Raw genomic sequence first — 19,990 nt, 5'->3', positions numbered from 1 at the left:
ATACGGTCCTTTTCGGCATCGGGCAGCACCGCGCCGATCTTGACCAAAGCCTCATCAGCGGCCCGGGCCATGGCCGCACCGCCAAAGGCACGCACCATGCGGGCGCCGGCGACCAGCGCCACGATCTCGTCACGCGTGAACATCAGCGGTGGAAGGTCGAAACCCTCCCTCATCATGTAGCCGACGCCCGCTTCCCCATCGATCGGCACTCCGGTCGACTGAAGGTCGGCTATGTCGCGATAGATGGTTCGCTCGGAAACCTCGAGCCATGTGCCAAGCTTCTGCGCGGTGACCAGACGGCCACCGCGCAAATGCTGCACGATCTGGAAGAGCCTGTCGGCGCGTCGCATCGTATGGTCCCTCGATGTTGTTCCTATGCATGTCGCCCAAAACCGGTTGGGCTGCATGCATCGTGTTCTTGCGCATGCCTTTATTCCGAAACCGCAGAACACTCGGCGGCATGCATCATGGTTTCAGGCCTTCGCACTCGCGCTGCGCGGCCACAGATTCCGCGCCGAAGGACAATTTCCTCCTTGTCGGCGTCATTGGCATCGAGCTCGCGCCAGAATGGCGCGACATCGCTCAGCGTCATGCCGCGCCCGAGATCCTCAATGGCTGCTTCGGCAACGGCACGCCGATGATAGCCGATCGCGACCGGGCATGTCACTTCGGCGCCACGGTCAAAGGCAAGCGCCGTGCGCAGCACGCGAACGTCCATCTCGACGCCTTCGGGAATCGAGCGGATGAATTCGTCGACCTGTTGCGCCGTCGGCACCAGCATCGTCTGCTCTTCGACTCCATCTGCCACCGTGCGCGGGGCCGGTTTGATGCCGTTCACCCCCGGCGTGTTCAATCTGTCGGTCCAGCTCTTCATCGCTCGTCCTGTTCACCGCTCGCATCTATGGCATGGCGCTCCTGACACCATTCTGTCAGGAGGGTTCAGCATACTCCCTGGCGAATAGCGTCCGCATCTCGGCAAGTTCGCCGTTTCGTTCAGGATAGAGCGTCTTCAGGAAGGCCAGCGCGAAGGTGCCGGGCGCCGAACCTGGCGCGGAAACGATCTTGCCGTCGGACACGGCATGCGGCACGTCCTGATAATTGTGATCGCCGGCATAGCCAGCAATGTGGCGATTGATCCAGTCACGGCCATTGCTGGTGTGCCTCGCCTTCTCGAACATGCCGGCTCGGGCCAGCGCCAGCGTTCCGGCGCAGATACCGCCGACGACACCATCCCGCATCGCAACGTCCCTAAGCAATTCCGCCACCTCGGGCGGCGCCTCGCCCGCCCATCGGTCGGAGCCAATGACGGCGATGGCATCGAGATCGGCATTTTCATCAGCGCCGGCCGAGCGGTCGGGCGTCAGCCGGAAACCGCTGATCCCGCTCACCGGCCTGCCATCGGGTGTCAGCGAAACCGCGCGGGCGCCGAACCATTCGACCGCCGAGGCGGCCAGCAGGCCATATTCCCAGTCGGCGAAGCCGTCCATGAAAAGAAGGCCAATTGTCTTCTGCTTGGGCATACGCTCGCTCCGTCCCTCGCGTGCCGGACTTATCCTCTGGGCGTTGGGGCGCCTACATCCAACCGCTTTGCCGAAAAATTCGTCTCAATTGTCGCGAAGGCGACGTTCGGCATACATGTCCGGCCAGCCGATATCCTTGCGAATGTCCGCCGGCAGCGAGTTGATGAACCGCTGGGTGCGGATCTCGTTGCGCATCGTACGAATCTTGCCGACATAGTGCTGCATGCCGCGCAGAATGGTGGAACCGGTCATGGCTAGTCTCCTCTCTGTGAATGAAGACAGTATCGCACACCCCTCCTGACAGCAGTCTGTCAGGAGGATGGCAGGGCCTGGATAATAGTTGCGATCGGTGCGTTATCCCTGTGAAGGTGTCGTTTTCACTGCATCAGACCGCAGCCCGAAGCAGGTTTAGAAGGCCGAGATTGTTCACTAATGCAATGCCTGGTCATGATCCATTGTTCAGCCTTTGGCGACGGACTGTCAGGATACGTGGTCTCCAGCCAGGGATCCGAAGTTCTGATATGGAAGGAGAAAATTCTTCCCCAAAAACAGGGAGACGACCATGAGCCTTCAACTGACAGGAATTCACCATCTGACCGCCATCACCGCCAATGTGCGTGGAAATCTTCATTTCTATACAAGGGTGCTGGGTTTGCGGCTGGTCAAGAAGACGGTGAACCAGGACGATACCTCAGCCTACCACCTCTTCTATGCCGATGGCGAAGCGACGCCGGGCACCGACCTTACTTTCTTCGACTGGCCGGTCGGCCGCGAGCGACGCGGCACCCACAGCATTGTCCGGACCAGCCTCAGGGTTGGTGGCGAGGACAGCCTTGCCTGGTGGAAGCAACACTTGACTGACGAAAATATCGTCACGAGTGAGATTGCCGACATCGGTGGCTACGCCAGCCTGGATTTCGAGGACCCCGAGGGCCAGCGTCTGCGCCTCGTCAGCGATGACGGCAAGGGCGACAGCCGCCCCTGGGCGCAAAGCCGCGTGCCGGTCGAACACCAGATCCGCGGGCTCGGGCCGATCGTCATCAGCGTTCCCGACCTCACCAATACCGAAGCAGTGGTGACGCAAGTGATGAACATGCGCAAGGTCCGCGACTATGCCTCGCCGGAGGGCCAGGTTCAGGTCTTTGAAATGGGCGAGGGTGGGCCGGCGGCGGAATTGCACGTCCTGGTGCAGCCGGGACTGGCGCCGGCAAGGCAAGGTGCCGGTGCGGTTCATCACGTCGCCTTCAGGGCGCCGGACCAGGAGACGCTGCATCAATGGACGGCGCGGCTGGCCGAATTCCGTCTGCCGTCGAGCGGCGAGGTCGAGCGCTATTATTTCCGCTCGCTTTATTTCCGCGAGCCGAATGGCATCCTGTTCGAGATCGCCACTGACGGGCCGGGGTTCACCGCCGACGAACCGCTGGAGACGCTGGGCGAAAAGTTGGCCCTGCCGCCATTCCTGGAATCGAAGCGCGCTTCGATCGAGGCCGGCCTCAAGCCGCTGAAGTAGATCGTTCCCCGATCAAAGGCTGGCGCCGCGTTCCAGTCCGGATCGCGGCGCCTATTTTTTTCGAGCGACGAACGACGCGCTTTGACAGCCGACCGCGATGCTGGTCAAAGGCGGCATGTCGAAACTCCTCGCCCTCGTCATCCTTGGCATCATGGTCATCCAGTTGATCAAGCCGCTCGGCTGGCCGGGGCTGAAACGGCGCAGCGACTTCTGGAAGCTGGCGCTCCTGGCCATGGCGGCCATTTCGATAACGGCCGTGCTTGGACATTGGACGTAGCGCAGTTCCAGGAAGGTGTCTGGCGGTTTCCCGCCTGGAATGCGCAGGATGGCATATCGGGCCGGCACGAGCCGGCGGCAATCACTCTTCGATCACGCAGCCGACGAGGTGCTCGGCCCAGGCCCGGTAACCGGCTTCCGATGCATGAAATCCGTCCGAGGCGAAGCCGGCTTCGGGATTGGTGATCGGCAAGCGCGGCGCCGGCACCGCACCGCGTTCGAGGCAAAGACGTTTGCCCATCCGGTTCATCTCACCGGCGCGAATTTCCAGGATCTTGCCGAGCAGCGGCGGCATGGCTGGCGCTTGCGTGAACTCCAGCACAGGAGACCACACCACGCGGGCCTCAGGCCATTTGGCGCGCAGGGCGTAGAGCAGACCGCCGAACGCCCTCTTGAAGCGGGGCACGGAGTGGAAATTCTTGGTGTCGTTGGTGCCAATGGCGAGCACGATATGCGTCCACGGATCGGCCGAGAGATTGGGCAGGACGTGGTCGCGGATCTGCCCCGACGTCGCCGAATTGAACCCGGCGGCGCGCCAGCGCACGGCGCGGCCGGTTCGCTGCGAGATCAGGACGGCCAGCTGCGCGGCCAGGCCATTCTCGGATTTTTCGATGCCGACCGAGGCGGCGGAGGAATCGCCCAGCACCAGCAGCCAGACCGCCGGCTGGCCGCCGGCTATCTCATGCATGACCGGGCCTTGCGCGGGCAGCATGCGCGAGGTGCGTCGGCGCACGCCAAGCCCCTGCCAGACATAGACAGGGAAGGCGAGCCAGGTGAGGAGAGCCGGAAAGCGTCGCATCGAGCAGCATTTAACGCATGTTGCGCCGGAGGTGAACGATCCTTGCACCGGTGGCGGACGCCTTCAAGCGTCCAATGTTCGATGGGATCGCTGAATGCCTAAGCCCTGTCCGCTTGCGACCTGTTTCCATACTGGTCATGCAGCCGCACCCAGTCCATCAAGGTCCTATAAGGCCCGGTCTCGTCGCGGCCTTTCGGCGCAAGGTCGAGATATTGATAGGCGCCGATCAGCTGTTCGCTGCCGCGGGCGCGCGACATGAAGGTCAGGAAGATGTCGCCGGTCTCGTCCCGGTAGAACACGGTGGTGCCCGGCAGGTCTTTCGATTTCAGAACGGGCGTCTCGAAGTTGTAGATCGCTTCACCGGATGCGATCTGCTTGTCGGTGAACGACACCTGCATGTCGAAGTTGAAGTCCGAGGCATAGGATGAGACCCAGTCGAATTTCCAACCCATGCGCTCTCGGTAGGGCAGCAGCTCGGCGAGCGGCGCGCGTGACACCGCGACAAGTGACACGTCATGGTGTCTCAGATGCTGATTGGCACCGTCCATGTGGTCGGCGACGAACGCACAGCCTTCGCAATGATGGGTCGAGCCGGACCCGAACACGAAATGATAGACGATCAGCTGGCTGCGGCCGGCGAACAGTTCGGCCAGGCATCTTGGACCCTGCTCGGTTTCGAAGACGTAGTCCTTTCTCACCTTCAGCCAGGGCAATTCGCGCCGTTCCGCCGCGATGCGCTCGCGAAATCGCGTCAATTCCTTCTCGCGCGCCAGATGCGCTTTGTGTGCCCGGAACCAATCCTCGCGTGAAACGACCTTGTTGCGATGCATGAACCTCTCCCTGGCTTCATCCCAAGGACGTTCGGGACGGGCATGAGCCGACATCGCGCCGGCTGCGCTGGAGAGAAATAGGGATGGAGGCGCTTCATCCCAAGTCCGGCGGAGCGCAGCAAAACCCGGGCGCATGGCCCGGGTCCGATAGAGACGGAAAACCGTGGTCAGGCAGCCTGCTCCAGGCTCGGCTTCCATTGTCCAAGCGCCGCCAGGTGGTTCATGTGGGCACGGTGGGTGAAGGCGGCCTGACCCGCGGCAACATTGGATGCCTTGCCGCTCCAGGCCTTCTGCGGGGCAGCCTGCAGGGCGCGGCCATAGGAGAAGGTCAGTTTCCACGGATGCGGGCCGATGGCGTTGATGGCGTTGAGGTTGGCGGTCGCTTCCTCGTCCTCCTGGCCGCCGGAGAGGAAGGCGATGCCCGGCACCGCCGCCGGCACGGCCTCACGGAACAGTTTTATGGTCTTTTGCGCGACCTCTTCAGGGCTGCTCACCGCGCCCGACTTCCTGCCCGCCAGCACCATGTTGGGCTTCAGGATCGTGCCCTCGAGCACCACCCGGGCCGCGTAGAGCTCGTCGTAGAGCTTCGTCAGCGTCGCCCTCGAGATTTCATAGCACGTGTCGATGTCGTGGGCGCCGTCCATCAGCACTTCCGGCTCGACGATCGGCACGATGCCGGCTTCCTGGCAAAGGGCCGCATAGCGGGCGAGCGCATGGGTGTTCGCGCTGATCGAGGTGACCGACGGCACGCCCTTTGCCTTGTCGATGTCGATCACGGCACGCCATTTGGCGAAGCGGGCGCCGAGCTTGTAATAGTCGGCGAGCCGCTCGCGCAGGCCGTCGAGGCCCTCGGTGACCGTGTCGCCGGGAAAGCCGGCCAGGGGCTTGGCGCCGGCATCGACCTTGATTCCGGGGATGGCGCCTGAAGCCTTGATGATATCGACCAGCGGCGTGCCATCGGCCGCTTTCTGCCGAATGGTCTCGTCGTAAAGGATGACGCCGGAAATATACCTGGTCATGGCGTCACTGGTGCGGAACATCATCTCGCGGTAGTCGCGCCGGCTGTCCGCGGTCGATTCGACGCCGATGACGTCGAAGCGCTTCTTGATGGTTCCCGAGCTTTCGTCGGCGGCCAGCAGGCCCTTGCCGTTGGCCACCATCGCGGCGGCAATGTCTTCGAGACGTTCGCTCATCGTGCTTCTCCGGTGTTGTTCTGCGCCTGACAGGACACTACCGCCAAAGGAATGACGCCGGAAAGCTCCAATCGATCGAAAGTCCCGGCAACGCCGCGCGCTCGCCTCGAGTTGATCGTCTCAATGCTTGAGCACGTCGACGCCCGGCAGCGGCTTGCCTTCCATCCATTCGAGGAAGGCGCCGCCGGCAGTCGAGACATAGGTGAAATCGTCGGCAACCCCGGCCTGGTTGAGCGCCGCCACGGTATCGCCGCCACCGGCCACCGAAACCAGCTTGCCGGCCTTGGTGCGCGCCGCCGCATGCCTGGCTGCCGCCATCGTCGCGCGATCGAAGGGTTCGATCTCGAACGCGCCGAGCGGCCCGTTCCAGACCAAGGTCGCGGCGCGGTCGATCCAGTCGGCAACGGCCCTCACGGTCTTTTCGCCGACATCGAGGATCATGCCATCCGCAGGCACGTCGGCGATGGCCACGGTTTCGCTGGCCGCGCCCCCCTTGAATTCCTTCGCCACGACGCCGTCGACGGGCAGGATGATGGCGCAGCCGGCCTCGGCCGCCTCGATCATGATCTGCTTGGCGGTAGCGGCGAGGTCGTGCTCGCACAGCGACTTGCCGACATCGGTGCCGCGTGCGGCGAGAAAGGTGTTGGCCATGCCGCCGCCGATGACCAGCGCGTCGACTTTCTTGACCAGGTTCATCAGCAGGTCGATCTTGGTCGAGACCTTGGCGCCGCCGACGATGGCGATCACCGGGCGAACAGGATTTCCAAGGCCCTTCTCCAGCGCTTCCAGTTCGGCTTGCATGGTGCGGCCGGCAAAGGCTGGCAACAGATGCGCCAGTCCCTCGGTCGAGGAATGCGCCCGGTGGGCAGCGGAGAAGGCGTCGTTGACGAAGATATCGCCATTGGCGGCGAGCCGTTCGGTGAAGGCCGGGTCGTTCTTCTCCTCGGCCTTGTAGAAGCGGGTGTTCTCGAGCAGCAGCACGTCGCCCTTGTTCATGGCGGCGACCGCACTTCCCGCCGTGTCGCCGACGCAGTCGCCGGCAAAGCCCACGGGACGGCCAAGCACCTCGGCCGTCGCCCTGGCGATCGGCTCCAGCGAGAATTCCGGCGAGGGACCGTCCTTGGGCCGGCCGAAATGGGCGAGCAGGATGACCTTGGCGCCCTTGCCTGACAATTCAGCGATGGTCGGCGCGATGCGTTCGATGCGGGTCGTGTCGGTGACCTTGCCGTCAGCGACGGGAACGTTGAGGTCGACGCGCACCAGCACGCGCTTGCCATTGATGTTGCCGATATCGTCCAGTGTCTTGAAGCTGGCCATGCTGGTTCCTTTCGCTGAGAAATCGCCGGGACCATACCCCGCACCGACGACGATGCAAGACTTGGCTGGGGAGGGCGCGAAATTTTCAAGGCGAAGGCGAAGGCGAAGGCGAAGGCGTCGACGTCGCGAAGCGTCACGGCAGGCGGATGGGTGCGGCGCAAAGGATCGCCGTGTCAGCTTTCGGTCGTTGCCTTTTCCACCGCCGGCTCCGGTTTCTCGTCCGCGTGTGCCTCTGCGATCGGTGTTTCCACCGGCTTGCGCCAGGTTTGGACGAAAGCTTTGATCCGGTCGGCGATCTCGCCGGCGCTGAGGAAGACCGGTACCCGCGCCACGGGCGCGGTCGGTTCGAAGGAGAGGCCCAGGCCTGTGATCCTGCCCTTGTCGTCGACGTCACGCACGATCAGCTCGATCGGGCCGATCAGCACGCGGTCGGCGTATTCGACGTGGCCGCCGAGCCGCGCCGTGACCAGAGCGCCGACGGTCAGGTTCTGTTCCGCCTCGCTCAGGCCCGGCGCGTATGCGGCTTCCAGTTCGGCAGCGGAACGCGCCGGATCGACGGCGAAGGCGCCGAAGAAATCGGCGTCCTCGGGGTCGACGACGGCGCGGCTGGCGAACAGCTTGTCGAGCAGGCGTGGATAGCGGTCCGGCACGAAGATGTAGACCTGGTCGCCGGCGGCAAGCCTGCCCATGTCCTGGAAACGCATCGAGCGTCCATCGCGCAACACCAGCGAGGGCCGCGCCCAGCGAGGGATGCGCTCGCCGCGCGCCACCGGGCTGCCCGGCGCGACGCGGTAGGCGAGGAGCTCGTGATGGGCCGAGCCCGGCAGTTCGAGCTCGACCTTGTCCAGAGGTCCGAGCCGCGCCGGCACGATCAGGCCGAGACGGCGCGCCAGCGGACCAACGGTCCAGCCCTGGATGACGAGCGACACCAGGACGATGATGAAGGCGGCGTTGAAGATGGTGCGGCCATTCTCCAGCCCGCCGAGCAAGGGAGTGATGGCAAGCAGGATCGAGACGGCGCCGCGCAGGCCGACCCAGGAAACGAAGGCGACTTCGGGGCGCGGCAGACGAAACGGGACCAGGCAAAGCCAGACCGCGATCGGCCGGGCGACGAACATCAGGAACAGGCCAAGCAGCACCGCCGGCACCATGATCGCCGGGAATTGCGAGGGCGTCGCGAACAGGCCGAGGATCAGGAACATGATGATCTGCGCCAGCCAGGACATGCCGTCCTGGAAGCGCTTGAGGATGGTGACGGCGCGGATGTCGGAATTACCCGCGATGAGACCGGCAAGATAGACCGCCAGGAAACCGGAGCCGCCGATGGCGCCGGCGGCGGCGAAGACCATCAGCGATAGGGTCAGCACGAAGATCGGCAGCAGGCCATGGTCGAGATTGAGCCGGTCGACGAGGCGCACGATGGCGAGGCCCCCCAGCACGCCGACAATGGCGCCCAGGCCCATGTTAATGAGGAAGCCGAGGACGAGGTTGGTGACCAGGACATTGGCCTCGGGGTCGGCATGGGCGGCTATGATCTCGACCAGGGTGATGGTCAGGAAGATGGCGATCGGATCGTTGGTGCCGGACTCCACCTCCAGCGTGGAGCGCACGCGCTCGCGCAGATTGATCTCGCCGGCGCGCAAAAGGAAGAACACGGCGGCCGCGTCGGTGGAGGCGACGGCGGCACCGAGCAGGAAGGATTCCAGCCAGGTGAGATCGAGCATATAGTAGGCGGCGGCGCCGAACAGGCCGGTGGTGAGGATCACGCCGAATGTGGCCAGCGACAGCGCCGGCCCGGCTGCCTGCCGCAAGGCATTGAGCGGCGTGCCGAAGCCGGAATCGAACAGGATCACCGCCAGCGCCAGTGAGCCGGCAAAATAGGCGATGCGGGCATTGTCGAACTCGATGCCGAGGCCATCGGTCCCGGTGGCGAGCCCGATGCAGAGAAACAGAAGCAGCAGCGGTGCGCCGAAGCGGAAGGCGATCAGGCTCGAAAACGCGGCGACGACGACAAGCGCGGTGCCCACCAGCGTGACGAGATAGATCGCATGCTCCATCCGTGACTTGTCCCCTGCCTCTTCTCTCGATTCAAGGAAGAGTGGGGCGAAGGCATGGCCGGCGCAAGGCGGGAGAGCGGTTTTTTGGGCCGAAGCCCCACAGCTTCATCGTCCTTGGGCTTAGCAGGAGCGAAGCGACGCGTTGCCGAGCACTCCGACGAAAACGCCCGGACGAAACCGGGCGTTTCAAGTCTCTGGAAGATGGGCCCGCGATCAGGCGATGGTCTTGCCGAAGGCGACCGCGGTATCGCCCATGCGATTGGAGAAGCCCCATTCATTGTCGTACCAGGACAGCACCGAAACGAAGTTGCCGTCCATCACCTTGGTCTGGTCGAGCGCCACGATCGAGGAGTGCGGGTCGTGGTTGAAGTCGATCGACACGTTCGGATGATGGGTAACCGACAGGATGCCCTTGAGCTTGCCATTGGAGGCGGCGATCACCGCCTCGTTGATCTCCTGCGCCGACGTCGAGCGCTTGGCGATGAACTTGAAGTCGACGAGCGAGACGTTCGGCGTCGGCACGCGGATCGAGATGCCGTCGAGCTTGCCCTTGAGCTCGGGCAGCACCAGGCCGATGGCCTTGGCGGCACCGGTCGAGGTCGGGATCTGCGAGAGTGCCGCGGCGCGGGCGCGGTAGAGATCCTTGTGCATGGTGTCCAGCGTCGGCTGGTCGCCGGTGTAGGAATGGATCGTCGTCATCATGCCCTTTTCGATGCCGACCGTCTCGTGCAGGACTGCGGCCAGCGGCGCCAGGCAATTGGTGGTGCAGGACGCGTTCGAGATGACGATGTGGTCCTTGTTCAGCTTGTCGTGATTGATGCCGTAGACGACGGTGAGGTCGGCGCCTTCACCGGGCGCCGAAACGAGGACGCGCTTGGCGCCGGCGGTCAGGTGTGCGGCTGCCTTGTCGCGGGCGGTGAAGATGCCGGTGCATTCGAGCGCGATGTCGACGCCGAGCTCCTTCCACGGCAGCTGGGTCGGATCCTTGATCGCGGTGACCTTGAACGTCTCCTTGCCGACGGTGATCTGGTCGCCGGAAACCGATACCTCGTGCGGGAAGCGGCCGTGTACGCTGTCGTAGCGCAGGAGGTGGGCGTTGGTTTCAACCGGGCCGAGGTCGTTGACGGCGACGACGTCGATGTCCTTGCGGCCGGATTCATGGATGGCGCGCAGGATGTTGCGGCCGATGCGGCCGAATCCGTTGATGGCAACTCTGACGGTCATTTTTCTCTCCTTGGGAGCTGGAGGGCAGACGATTGGTCCGCAGCTTCATAGCGGCGGAAGCGGAAAGAATCCAGCCGCGGCGACGTGGATTTAAATCGATTAGGTCAGGCCAGTCCGGCGGAACCGCTGTACGCGGTTTCGCCGAGCGTTCTTGTTTCATACATGTCGCTGTCCCAAAATCGAGATACACTTTTGGGCAACAAGCACGGCCTTACTTGCCATGCAGGCGGGCTTCCGCCGCCTTGGCGGCCGCCTCGGCGGTGATGCCGAAATGCGGATAGAGCTGCTCGATCGTTCCCGAGGCGCCGAAGCCGGTCATGCCGATGAAGATGCCATCGGAGCCGATGAGGTGATCCCAGCCCTGGCGGATGCCGGCTTCGATCGCCATCTTCACCTTCGCATTGCCGATCGTCTTGCGGCGGTAGTCCTCGCTCTGCTTATCGAACAGTTCGAAGCAAGGAACCGAGACGACGCGGGTCGGATGGCCGTGCTTCTCCAGGAGGTCGCGGGCGCCGAGCGCGATCTCGACTTCCGAACCCGTGGCGAAGATCGTCACCGCGGCTTCGCCGCTGGCGGCGGCGAGCTCATAGGCGCCCTGGCTGCTCAGGTTCTTCTCTGTGAATTCGGTGCGCACGGTCGGCAGGTTCTGTCGGGTCAGCGCCAGCGTTGACGGCGTCTTTTCCGATTCAAGGGCCAACTGCCAGCATTCGGCGGTCTCGACCGCGTCCGCCGGACGGAACACGTTGTGGTTGGGGATGGCGCGCAGTGCCGCCACATGCTCGACCGGCTGATGGGTCGGGCCGTCTTCGCCGAGACCGATGGAGTCATGAGTCATGACGAAGATCGAGCGGATGCCCATCAGCGAGGCCAGTCGCATCGAGGGGCGGGCATAGTCTGAGAAGCACAGGAAAGTGCCGCCATAGGCGATCAGGCCGCCATGCAGCGTCAGCCCGTTGATGGCGGCAGCCATGCCGTGTTCGCGGATGCCGTAGTGGACATAGCGCTGGCCGTAGTCGTCCGGGGTGATGTTCTTGGTCTGGCTGGTCTTGGTGTTGTTGGAGCCGGTGAGATCGGCCGAGCCGCCGATGGTTTCGGGCACGGCGCCGTTGATGACTTCCAGCGCCATTTCGGAAGATTTGCGGGTGGCGACCTTCGGCTTGTCGGCGGAGAGCTTCTTTTTGTAGTCGGCAATGACGGCGTCGAAGTTGGACGGCAGCTTGCCGGCAACGCGGCGCTCGAACTCTGCCCTGAGCTTGGCGTCGGCCTTGGCGAGGCGACCTTCCCAGTCGGCGCGCGCCTCGGCGCCGGCCGTGCCGGCCGTGCGCCAGGCATCGAGGATGTCGGCTGGAACCTCGAAGGGGGGTGACTCCCAGTTGAAGAACTTGCGCGCGCCGGCGATCTCGTCGGCGCCGAGGGGCGAGCCGTGCGCCTTGTTGGTGCCGGCCTTGGTCGGGGCGCCGAAGCCGATGGTCGTCTTGCAGGCGATCATCGTCGGCTTGTCGGAATGGCGGGCGGCTTCGATCGCATAGGCGATGGCTTCCGGATCCGTGCCGTCGATGTGGCTGGCGTTCCAACCGGAAGCCTGGAAGCGCGCGACCTGGTCGGTATTGTCAGCCAGCGACACCGGGCCGTCGATCGAGATGTTGTTGTTGTCCCAGAACACGATCAGCTTGTTGAGCTTGAGGTGCCCGGCAAGCGCGATCGCCTCCTGGGAGACACCTTCCATCAGGCAGCCGTCGCCGGCCAGCACATAGGTGTAGTGGCTGACGAGGTCGTTGCCGAAGGCGGCGTTCATGATGCGCTCGCCGAGCGCGAACCCGACAGAATTGGCAAGGCCCTGGCCGAGCGGGCCGGTGGTCGTTTCGATGCCGGCGGCGTGGCCATATTCGGGATGGCCGGCGGTTTTCGAGCCCAACTGGCGGAAGTGCTTGATCTGGTCGATCGTCATGTCTTCGTAGCCGGTCAGGTAGAGCAGCGAGTAGAGCAGCATCGAGCCGTGGCCGGCCGACAGGATGAAGCGGTCGCGGTCGGCCCAATGCGGCGCCTTGGCGTCGAATTTCAGGAAACGGGTGAACAGCACCGTGGCAATGTCGGCGCAGCCCATGGGCAGGCCGGGATGGCCGGAGTTCGCCTTCTCGACCGCGTCCATGGAGAGAAAGCGGATCGCATTGGCCATCCGGTCATGTTGTTCACGCGACGTCATGGTTCCTCCGGGGTGGGGTTTGGGGCCTTGGGAGAGCCCTTGAAAAGCGTGCGCGACACATAGCAGGCGCGCACTTTTAGTCAACAAACCGGTGCGCATTTGCCGGCCTTGTGATGCCGCGGGCAGGCCTATATTAGCGTTAGCAGGGGACAGTCGCGAGAGCTTTGTTGACGTCGCCTTCACCCGGTGCCTAATGTTTCAGAGATAACGCGTTCTGAACGCGAGCGATTCGGTGATGGGCAGGGCACAGGACGAGGCCATGACCGGGGAAACGACACTCAAGGAAGTCATCGCAAGGCTGGGCAAGGCCATGGAAGGCCTGGAAAACGCCGTCGCGGCCAAGCTCGAGCATGAGCGCGATTATTCGGAAGCCGAGGCCGAGGTGCAGCGGATGAATGCCGACCGCTCGCGGCTGGCGCAGGAGCTCGACAGTTCCGAGGCGCGCGCCGAGCGGCTGGAGGATGCCAACAAGGAAGTGTCGCGACGACTGGTGACCGCCATGGAAACCATCCGCGCTGTGTTGGATAGGTAGGCTGATGGCACAGGTCACGGTTTCCATCGACGGCAAGCAGTATCGGATGGCCTGCGACGAAGGCCAGGAAGAGCATCTGATCGATCTCGCCGAGCGTTTCGACCGCTACGTCTCGCATCTGAAGGATTCATTCGGCGAGATCGGCGACCAGCGGCTGACGGTCATGGCCGGCATCATGGTCATGGATGAACTCTCGGAGCTGCAGAAGCGCGTCAAGGGCATGGAAAGCGAAGTGCTGACCTTGCGCAAGACCCGCGACGAGGCGCTGACCAAGGCCGACAAGAGCGACAGCGTGCTGACCAACGCGCTTGGCGCGCTGGCGCAGCGCATGGAAGATCTTGCGGCGACGCTGGCCGTCAACAAGGCATAAGCGGTCTCCTCGGAAATTCCTGCCGAACTTGGCGGCAAGAAGAGAAATTTTTTCGCGGGCGTGACGGGCGCCTGTGGCTTTAGGCATTTGTGGGTTGCCGCCGAGGTGTTAAAAAGATTTGAGCGCTCGCCAGCCGTTGCCGGCAACATTTCAAGGGTAGGGAAACAACATGAGCCTTCGCATCAACGATATCGCCCCGGATTTCACCGCCGAGACCACGCAAGGACCGATCAGCTTTCACCAGTGGATCGGTGACGGCTGGGCGGTGCTGTTCAGCCACCCGAAGAATTTCACTCCCGTCTGCACGACCGAGTTGGGCACGATGGCGGGGCTCGAGGGCGAGTTCAAGAAGCGCAACGTCAAGATCATCGGCATTTCGGTCGATCCGGTCGAAAGCCACGGCAAATGGCAGGACGACATCAAGACGGCGACCGGCCATTCGGTGAACTATCCGCTGATCGGCGACAAGGATCTCAAGGTCGCCAAGCTTTACGACATGCTGCCTGCCGGTGCCGGCGAGACCTCGGAAGGCCGCACGCCCGCCGACAATGCCACCGTGCGTTCGGTCTATGTCATTGGGCCCGACAAGAAGATCAAGCTGGTGCTGACCTATCCGATGACCACGGGCCGCAACTTTGACGAGATCCTGCGCGCGGTCGATTCCATGCAGTTGACCGCCAAGCACCAGGTGGCGACGCCGGCGAACTGGAAACAGGGCGAGGACGTCATCATCACCGCGGCCGTTTCCAACGAGGACGCCATCAAGCGCTTCGGCGCCTACGAGACCATCCTGCCCTATCTCAGGAAGACCAAGCAGCCTTCCGCGTAAAGCGGCTCTCCGGTTCACGGAAACGGCGAACCATCTCTTTGTTTTTGCGCAATTCCTTGGGCAAAGCGCCACGCGCCTTTCCCGGGAAACCGCTTGGAATTGCTCCAGTTGCCTGGCCGGCATTTTTCGACTTCCGTCGCTTTTCTGGCAAGGCGTGCTTGACGGCAGGGCCCCGCTAGACAAGCATGCTCTTATGTTGCTCTGGCAGAGAAAATCATTCCTGTCTGGCTAACGGAGGGGACGTCGGATTGGACATAGGTTCGGCAAAGCCTGAGGTCACCGGTTTCCACGACAAGCCGACCGGCGCCATCCAGTATGTCGTCGCCGACCGGGTGACGAAGCGGTGTGCCATAATCGATCCGGTCCTCGACTTCGACGAGAAGTCCGGCGCAGTTTCGACAGCCAATGCCGATGCGCTGCTGGATTTCGTCAGGGCGGAGGGACTGAGCGTCGAATGGATTCTCGACACCCATCCGCATGCCGATCATTTCTCGGCCGCGCAGTACCTGAAGCAAAGGACCGCGGCGCCGACGGCGATCGGCGAGAGGATCGTCGAGGTCCAGAAATTGTGGAAGGCGATCTACAACTGGCCGGATTTCCCCGCCGACGGCTCGCAGTGGGACCGGCTGTTCGGCGACGGCGAGGTTTTTCGGGTGGGAACGCTTCCAGCAAGGGTGCTTTTCTCGCCCGGGCACACGCTGGCGTCGATCACCTATGTGATCGGGGATGCAGCCTTTGTTCACGACACGCTGTTCATGCCCGACAGCGGCACGGCAAGGACGGATTTTCCCGGCGGCAGCGCCGCGCGCCTGTGGCACTCGATCCAGGGCATTCTGGCCCTGCCGGAGGACACGCGCGTCTTTGTCGGCCATGATTATCAGCCCGGCGGGCGCCAGGCGTTATGGGAGAGCACGGTTGCCGCGCAGAAAGCCGACAACATACATCTTGCCGCCGCGCGCGGCGAGGCCGAATTCGTTGCCCTGCGCGAGGCGCGCGACCGGACATTGCCGATGCCGAGGCTGATCCTGCATGCGCTGCAGGTCAACATGAATGGCGGACGCCTGCCGGAACCGGAAGCCAATGGCCGACGGTATCTGAAATTTCCGCTGGATGGGCTTTGAAGCAATCACAGCACCCGCTGCGGTATACAAAAAGGCGGCGCCAGTCTCCTGACGCCGCCGTTCTATCTTGTTGCCGATGCCGGCTTTAAGCCGCCGGCTGCGCCTCGATGGTGCGCAGCGCCTGGGTCTGGCGCTTGGCGGCGGCCTTGACGGCATCCTGCACCTTCTCGAAAGCGCGCACTTCGATCTGGCGCACGCGCTCGCGGCTGATGTCGAACTCAGCCGACAGTTCTTCCAGGGTCAGCGGCTCATCGGCGAGGCGGCGCGCCTCGAAGATGCGCCGTTCGCGTTCGTTGAGCACCGCAAGAGCACCCGACAGCATGCCGCGCCGGTTTTCCAGCTCGTCCTGCTCGATCAGCATCTCTTCCTGGCTTTCGTGGTCGTCGACCAGCCAGTCCTGCCATTCGCCGGACTCGCCTTCCGTCGCCCGGATCGGCGCGTTGAGTGAGGCGTCGCCCGACAGGCGGCGGTTCATCGACACGACTTCCGCTTCCGAGACGTTCAGCCTCGTGGCGATTTCGGCGATCTGGTCGGGCTTGAGGTCGCCGTCGTCAAGCGCCTGAATCTTGCCCTTCACCTTGCGCAGGTTGAAGAACAGACGCTTCTGGTTGGCGGTCGTGCCCATCTTGACCAGGCTCCACGAGCGCAGGATGTATTCCTGGATCGAGGCCTTGATCCACCACATGGCGTAGGTCGCGAGGCGGAAGCCACGCTCTGGCTCGAATTTCTTGACGGCCTGCATCAGGCCGACATTGCCTTCCGAGATCACTTCGCCAATCGGCAGGCCGTAGCCGCGATAGCCCATGGCGATCTTGGCGACGAGCCGCAAATGGCTGGTGACGAGCTTGTGCGCTGCGGAAGTGTCCTCATGCTCGGCATAACGCTTGGCGAGCATGTACTCTTCTTGCGGCTGAAGCATCGGAAAGCGGCGGATCTCTTCCAGGTAGCGGCTGAGGCCGCCTTCGCCGGAAACGATACTGGGTAGTGACTGGGCCATGATAGCGCCCCCTCTCTATTGGAGTGATGCCCCCGAAACGCGGCGGGCATGTGACGCGAGCACCAAAGGCTCGCTCGCGACATCAGATATATACAGGAACAAAACCAGAAAAGACAGGCATTTGTTCAACACGAAACAGTGTGTCACGCTGAAGTGAACAACGCCAGTCAGGTTTTTTGATGGTTGATTTGAAGCTTGCCGGGCGGCGGATTCAGAGACTGCGAAAGCCGCCGACGAGTTCCTCCATGTCCCTCGGTATCGGTGCCTCGAACCTCATCGATAGATGGGTAGTCGGATGGCGAAATTCAAGGAGCCAGGCGTGCAAAGCTTGCCGGGAGAAGGCCTTGACCTGGCTTCTCAGCGGTTCGGGCAACCGGTTGGCCTTGGTGCGAAAGGCTTGGCCGTAATCGGGATCACCGAGTACCGGATGACCGATATGGGCCATGTGGACGCGGATCTGATGGGTGCGGCCGGTCTCCAGGCGACATTCGACCAGACTTGCGGTCGCGAATTCCTTTTGGTTTTCGCCGAAGCGCTCCTGCACCGCAAAATGGGTGACGGCGCGGCGGGCATCGTCGCGTCCTTCGGGTACTACGGCGCGACGCACACGGTCGGCGGCGCGGCCGAGTGGGGCATCCACCGTTCCGGCCGGCCGCTGCGGTATGCCCCAGACCAGCGCCAGGTAGGCGCGCTCGAGATCGCCTGTCAGGCCGTGATCGGCAAAGGCCTCCGAAAGCGCCTTGTGGGCGCGGTCGGTCTTGGCCACGACCATGACGCCGCTGGTTTGCTTGTCGAGGCGATGAACGATGCCCGGCCGGCGCACGCCGCCGATGCCGGACAGGCTGTCGCCGCAATGATGGATTAGCGCATTGACCAGCGTGCCGGTCCAATTGCCGGCGCCGGGATGGACGACAAGCCCGGCGGGTTTGTTGATGACGATCAGTTCGTCATCTTCATAGAGGATATCGAGGGCGATGTTTTCCCCCTGTGGCTCCGCCGGTTCCGGCTCCGGCATGGCGACCGAGACAGTTTCGCCCGGCGACATCTTGCGCTTGGTCTCGACAACGGCCTTGCCGTCGACCAAGACCGCGCCCTGCCTGATCAGCATCTGCACGCGGCTGCGCGACATGTCCGGGCCGAGCCTGCCTGCCAGCCACTGATCGAGGCGTTGGCCGGCATCGTCGGCGCCGGCCACGAGCACGATCGGTTCTGCCTGCATGAATTGGTCCTCTATCAATCCGGGGGCCTCTTCGTTATGAGCGCTCATCGAGAATCGTTCCGGAATGTTTGCCATGGCCCGCCCCGCCGCCGACGAAGACGCCGTTGTTGAAGGCGGGGAAAAGCCGCTCAACCCCGAGATCGAAAAGGTGCGCGGCAGGCTCATCCGCTTCATGGCCATCAATCTCGGCCTGCTCTTGCTGGCCCTTATGGTGGTGATCGCGGCGATTGTCTACAAATCACGCAAGGCAGCGCCGGTGAGCCCGCCGCGGGCCGGCGACATCCAGGTGCCCGCCGGCGAACCGCTCAGCGGAGACATCGTGCTGCCGGTCGGCGCCAGGGTGGTCAGCCAGTCGCTATCCGGCAATCGCGTCTCGATCGACGCCGAACTTGCCGATGGCAGCCGCACGATCTTCGTCTACGATATGGGCGAGCGGCGCATAATCGGCCGCTTCGCAATCCGCAACAAATGAAGCCCGGCGCGCAATGACCGGCTTTGCCGAAAACCGTCATATCGCCACCGTTGCGCTGGTCGTCGACAGCTATGACGAAGCAATCGACCGGTATGTCGAGCGAATGGGCTTTGTGCTCCTGGAGAATGTGGACCTTGGCGGCGGCAAGCGCTGGGTGACGGTCGCGCCGGCCAGCGGGCGCGGCGCGCGGCTGCTTCTGGCCGAGGCCTCCGACGAGGCACAAAGGAAGAGCATCGGCAACCAGACCGGCGGGCGGGTTTTTCTCTTCCTGGAAACCGACGACTTTGCCCGCGATCATGCGGCGATGGTGGCGAAGGGCGTCGAATTTCGCGAGCCACCCCGCTTCGAGCCCTACGGCACGGTGGCGGTTTTCGCCGATCTCCACGGCAATCTATGGGACCTGATCGAGCCAAAACGCTAGCAGCAGCCAGCTTTTTCTTGATCCCGGGAAAGCCGGCGGACCCCAGTTGCTTTTTCTCCGCCGCCAGCCTATATCGCCGGTTCTTGAACGCGCCCATCGTCTAGCGGTCAGGACACCGCCCTCTCACGGCGGGAACAGGGGTTCGATTCCCCTTGGGCGTACCAAGAAGGCGACGGCTCAGCCGTTGATGATCCCTCCAGCATCAAACAATGTTCAAGGCCTCCGCGGAAGCTTCGTCATATGCGCGCATATGACCGCATGGAGCGCTGGCAAAAGCCGGGCTCGGAGCTATGGCATGGCGGCTTCGATTAACGTTTCGTTTACCTATAATCTGTCTATTGGAGACAATTCACCCGCGACCACGGATGTACTGGCGCTGCGGTGAAAACAAAGGTCGGCCCACTGCCGGCCTTTTGTTTTTTGGCCGGCCGCTGCGGGCAGGGCTGCCTCCAATGCTTTCGGCAAGAGCTTTCGCCAAAGCATATTGCCCTTGCCATCTCCAGCCCTACCATCAATCCTGACGATCGCACGCGGGCGGCCGGAAGGGTCGACGGTGGAGGAATTGCAATGAAAAGAACCGCTGGAATGCTCCTGATTAGCGGCGCATTGGCGATTGGCGCCACCTGCCCGTCGGCTGCCGCCCAGCTCAACACGATGGACGAAGTCGGCACGGCGATCCAGGCATGCTGGACGCCGCCGGCGGATGCTGGAAATTCCATCGTCACTCTGAGCTTCAGCTTCAAGCGCGACGGCACGCTGCTTGGTCCGCCACGGCCGACCGCCGCCAAGGTGGCCGGCGACGACAAGGCGCGAAAGTCGTTCATCGACGCCGCAATGACCGCGGTGAAGAATTGCACGCCGCTCAGCCTTTCGCCGCAACTGGCGCAAGGGATTGCCGGCAACGTGTTCACCTTGCAATTCGTATCTCCCAAGATCGGCCAATAGCTGTTTTCCGCAACTCTCCGCGCAGGGCGCGCCGCGGCTTAATGCGCTAGAGCCGTTCGGCGTTCGGATCGCCGATCCGATCGTGTCCCGGGGAGTGGTGTAGCTGACGGCATTGGTCGCCGTGCTCTCCGGCATGGGCCGGGCTGATCAGCGCG

The 19,990-nt window shown here is 63.3% G+C and carries 22 protein-coding genes and 1 tRNA gene; 10 read left to right on the top strand and 13 right to left on the bottom strand.

Annotation, left to right across the window (positions count from 1 at the left end):
- From FJ443_RS30850 to FJ443_RS30835, 4 genes are all read right to left on the bottom strand, one after another.
- Positions 1 to 350 (bottom strand): HTH domain-containing protein (locus tag FJ443_RS30850; protein ID WP_127423451.1); only part of this gene is annotated, 350 nt, incomplete at its 3' end.
- A gap of 80 nt (positions 351 to 430) precedes the next feature.
- Positions 431 to 874 carry a hypothetical protein gene (locus FJ443_RS30845; protein WP_224681147.1) on the bottom strand — a complete coding sequence of 148 codons (444 nt, stop codon included), beginning with the start codon at positions 872 to 874 and terminating at the stop codon, positions 431 to 433.
- A 55-nt stretch (positions 875 to 929) separates the two neighbouring features.
- Positions 930 to 1,520, bottom strand: a complete 591-nt coding sequence (locus FJ443_RS30840; protein WP_140561546.1) for a type 1 glutamine amidotransferase family protein — start codon at positions 1,518 to 1,520, stop codon at positions 930 to 932.
- A gap of 84 nt (positions 1,521 to 1,604) precedes the next feature.
- Positions 1,605 to 1,772: a hypothetical protein gene (locus FJ443_RS30835; protein ID WP_140500534.1), complete on the bottom strand. Its 168-nt coding sequence runs from the start codon at positions 1,770 to 1,772 to the stop codon at positions 1,605 to 1,607.
- A gap of 310 nt (positions 1,773 to 2,082) precedes the next feature.
- Between FJ443_RS30835 and FJ443_RS30830 the strand changes: the two genes are divergently transcribed.
- The gene (locus FJ443_RS30830; protein ID WP_140500536.1) at positions 2,083 to 3,030 is read left to right on the top strand and encodes a ring-cleaving dioxygenase; all 948 of its coding nucleotides are present in this window, start codon (positions 2,083 to 2,085) and stop codon (positions 3,028 to 3,030) included.
- 97 nt (positions 3,031 to 3,127) lie between these two features.
- Entirely contained in the window at positions 3,128 to 3,307 is a 180-nt protein-coding gene (locus FJ443_RS30825; RefSeq protein ID WP_181165425.1) for a hypothetical protein, read from the top strand.
- 81 nt (positions 3,308 to 3,388) lie between these two features.
- Here the strand turns inward: FJ443_RS30825 and FJ443_RS30820 are convergent, their stop codons facing one another.
- The 7 genes from FJ443_RS30820 to tkt all read right to left on the bottom strand — a co-directional run bounded on the left by FJ443_RS30820 (position 3,389) and on the right by tkt (position 12,929).
- Positions 3,389 to 4,105: an SGNH/GDSL hydrolase family protein gene (locus FJ443_RS30820; RefSeq protein WP_140500537.1), complete on the bottom strand. Its 717-nt coding sequence runs from the start codon at positions 4,103 to 4,105 to the stop codon at positions 3,389 to 3,391.
- Positions 4,106 to 4,203: 98 nt separating this feature from the next.
- Positions 4,204 to 4,935: a thioredoxin family protein gene (locus FJ443_RS30815; RefSeq protein ID WP_140500539.1), complete on the bottom strand. Its 732-nt coding sequence runs from the start codon at positions 4,933 to 4,935 to the stop codon at positions 4,204 to 4,206.
- 167 nt (positions 4,936 to 5,102) lie between these two features.
- Positions 5,103 to 6,128, bottom strand: a complete 1,026-nt coding sequence (locus tag FJ443_RS30810) for a class I fructose-bisphosphate aldolase (protein ID WP_140500540.1) — start codon at positions 6,126 to 6,128, stop codon at positions 5,103 to 5,105.
- A gap of 120 nt (positions 6,129 to 6,248) precedes the next feature.
- Positions 6,249 to 7,445 carry a phosphoglycerate kinase gene (locus FJ443_RS30805; RefSeq protein ID WP_140666931.1) on the bottom strand — a complete coding sequence of 399 codons (1,197 nt, stop codon included), beginning with the start codon at positions 7,443 to 7,445 and terminating at the stop codon, positions 6,249 to 6,251.
- Positions 7,446 to 7,618: 173 nt separating this feature from the next.
- Positions 7,619 to 9,502 (bottom strand): potassium/proton antiporter, encoded by a 1,884-nt coding sequence (locus tag FJ443_RS30800; protein ID WP_140584486.1) that lies wholly within the window; start codon positions 9,500 to 9,502, stop codon positions 7,619 to 7,621.
- A 213-nt stretch (positions 9,503 to 9,715) separates the two neighbouring features.
- Positions 9,716 to 10,726 (bottom strand): type I glyceraldehyde-3-phosphate dehydrogenase, encoded by a 1,011-nt coding sequence (gene gap / locus FJ443_RS30795; RefSeq protein ID WP_140500546.1) that lies wholly within the window; start codon positions 10,724 to 10,726, stop codon positions 9,716 to 9,718.
- A gap of 211 nt (positions 10,727 to 10,937) precedes the next feature.
- A complete protein-coding gene (gene tkt / locus FJ443_RS30790) occupies positions 10,938 to 12,929 on the bottom strand; it encodes a transketolase (RefSeq protein WP_140525465.1) in 1,992 nt (663 codons plus the stop codon).
- 259 nt (positions 12,930 to 13,188) lie between these two features.
- Between tkt and FJ443_RS30785 the strand changes: the two genes are divergently transcribed.
- From FJ443_RS30785 to FJ443_RS30770, 4 genes are all read left to right on the top strand, one after another.
- A complete protein-coding gene (locus FJ443_RS30785) occupies positions 13,189 to 13,461 on the top strand; it encodes a DUF4164 domain-containing protein (protein WP_140500550.1) in 273 nt (90 codons plus the stop codon).
- Between the two features lie 4 nt (positions 13,462 to 13,465).
- Positions 13,466 to 13,831, top strand: a complete 366-nt coding sequence (locus FJ443_RS30780) for a cell division protein ZapA (RefSeq protein ID WP_140500552.1) — start codon at positions 13,466 to 13,468, stop codon at positions 13,829 to 13,831.
- 169 nt (positions 13,832 to 14,000) lie between these two features.
- The gene (locus FJ443_RS30775; RefSeq protein WP_140500553.1) at positions 14,001 to 14,660 is read left to right on the top strand and encodes a peroxiredoxin; all 660 of its coding nucleotides are present in this window, start codon (positions 14,001 to 14,003) and stop codon (positions 14,658 to 14,660) included.
- Between the two features lie 248 nt (positions 14,661 to 14,908).
- Complete coding sequence (locus FJ443_RS30770; protein ID WP_140500555.1) at positions 14,909 to 15,781, top strand: MBL fold metallo-hydrolase; 873 nt, start codon at positions 14,909 to 14,911, stop codon at positions 15,779 to 15,781.
- An 85-nt stretch (positions 15,782 to 15,866) separates the two neighbouring features.
- Here FJ443_RS30770 and rpoH read toward each other — a convergent pair whose 3' ends face one another.
- Positions 15,867 to 16,778: an RNA polymerase sigma factor RpoH gene (rpoH, locus tag FJ443_RS30765; protein WP_027023478.1), complete on the bottom strand. Its 912-nt coding sequence runs from the start codon at positions 16,776 to 16,778 to the stop codon at positions 15,867 to 15,869.
- Between the two features lie 211 nt (positions 16,779 to 16,989).
- The gene (locus FJ443_RS30760) at positions 16,990 to 18,045 is read right to left on the bottom strand and encodes an RluA family pseudouridine synthase (RefSeq protein ID WP_140666929.1); all 1,056 of its coding nucleotides are present in this window, start codon (positions 18,043 to 18,045) and stop codon (positions 16,990 to 16,992) included.
- Positions 18,046 to 18,070: 25 nt separating this feature from the next.
- Between FJ443_RS30760 and FJ443_RS30755 the strand changes: the two genes are divergently transcribed.
- The 4 genes from FJ443_RS30755 to FJ443_RS30740 all read left to right on the top strand — a co-directional run bounded on the left by FJ443_RS30755 (position 18,071) and on the right by FJ443_RS30740 (position 19,835).
- The gene (locus tag FJ443_RS30755) at positions 18,071 to 18,469 is read left to right on the top strand and encodes a fimbrial protein (RefSeq protein WP_140666927.1); all 399 of its coding nucleotides are present in this window, start codon (positions 18,071 to 18,073) and stop codon (positions 18,467 to 18,469) included.
- Positions 18,470 to 18,482: 13 nt separating this feature from the next.
- Positions 18,483 to 18,890: a VOC family protein gene (locus tag FJ443_RS30750; RefSeq protein WP_140666925.1), complete on the top strand. Its 408-nt coding sequence runs from the start codon at positions 18,483 to 18,485 to the stop codon at positions 18,888 to 18,890.
- 89 nt (positions 18,891 to 18,979) lie between these two features.
- A tRNA-Glu gene (locus FJ443_RS30745) sits at positions 18,980 to 19,054 on the top strand.
- 421 nt (positions 19,055 to 19,475) lie between these two features.
- Positions 19,476 to 19,835 carry a hypothetical protein gene (locus FJ443_RS30740; RefSeq protein ID WP_224519158.1) on the top strand — a complete coding sequence of 120 codons (360 nt, stop codon included), beginning with the start codon at positions 19,476 to 19,478 and terminating at the stop codon, positions 19,833 to 19,835.
- The last annotated feature ends 155 nt before the right edge of the window (positions 19,836 to 19,990 follow it).

The sequence above is a fragment of the Mesorhizobium sp. B2-6-1 genome, assembly GCF_006440475.1.
Lineage (GTDB): Bacteria > Pseudomonadota > Alphaproteobacteria > Rhizobiales > Rhizobiaceae > Mesorhizobium.
This window is presented reverse-complemented; position numbering and strand designations above follow the sequence as displayed.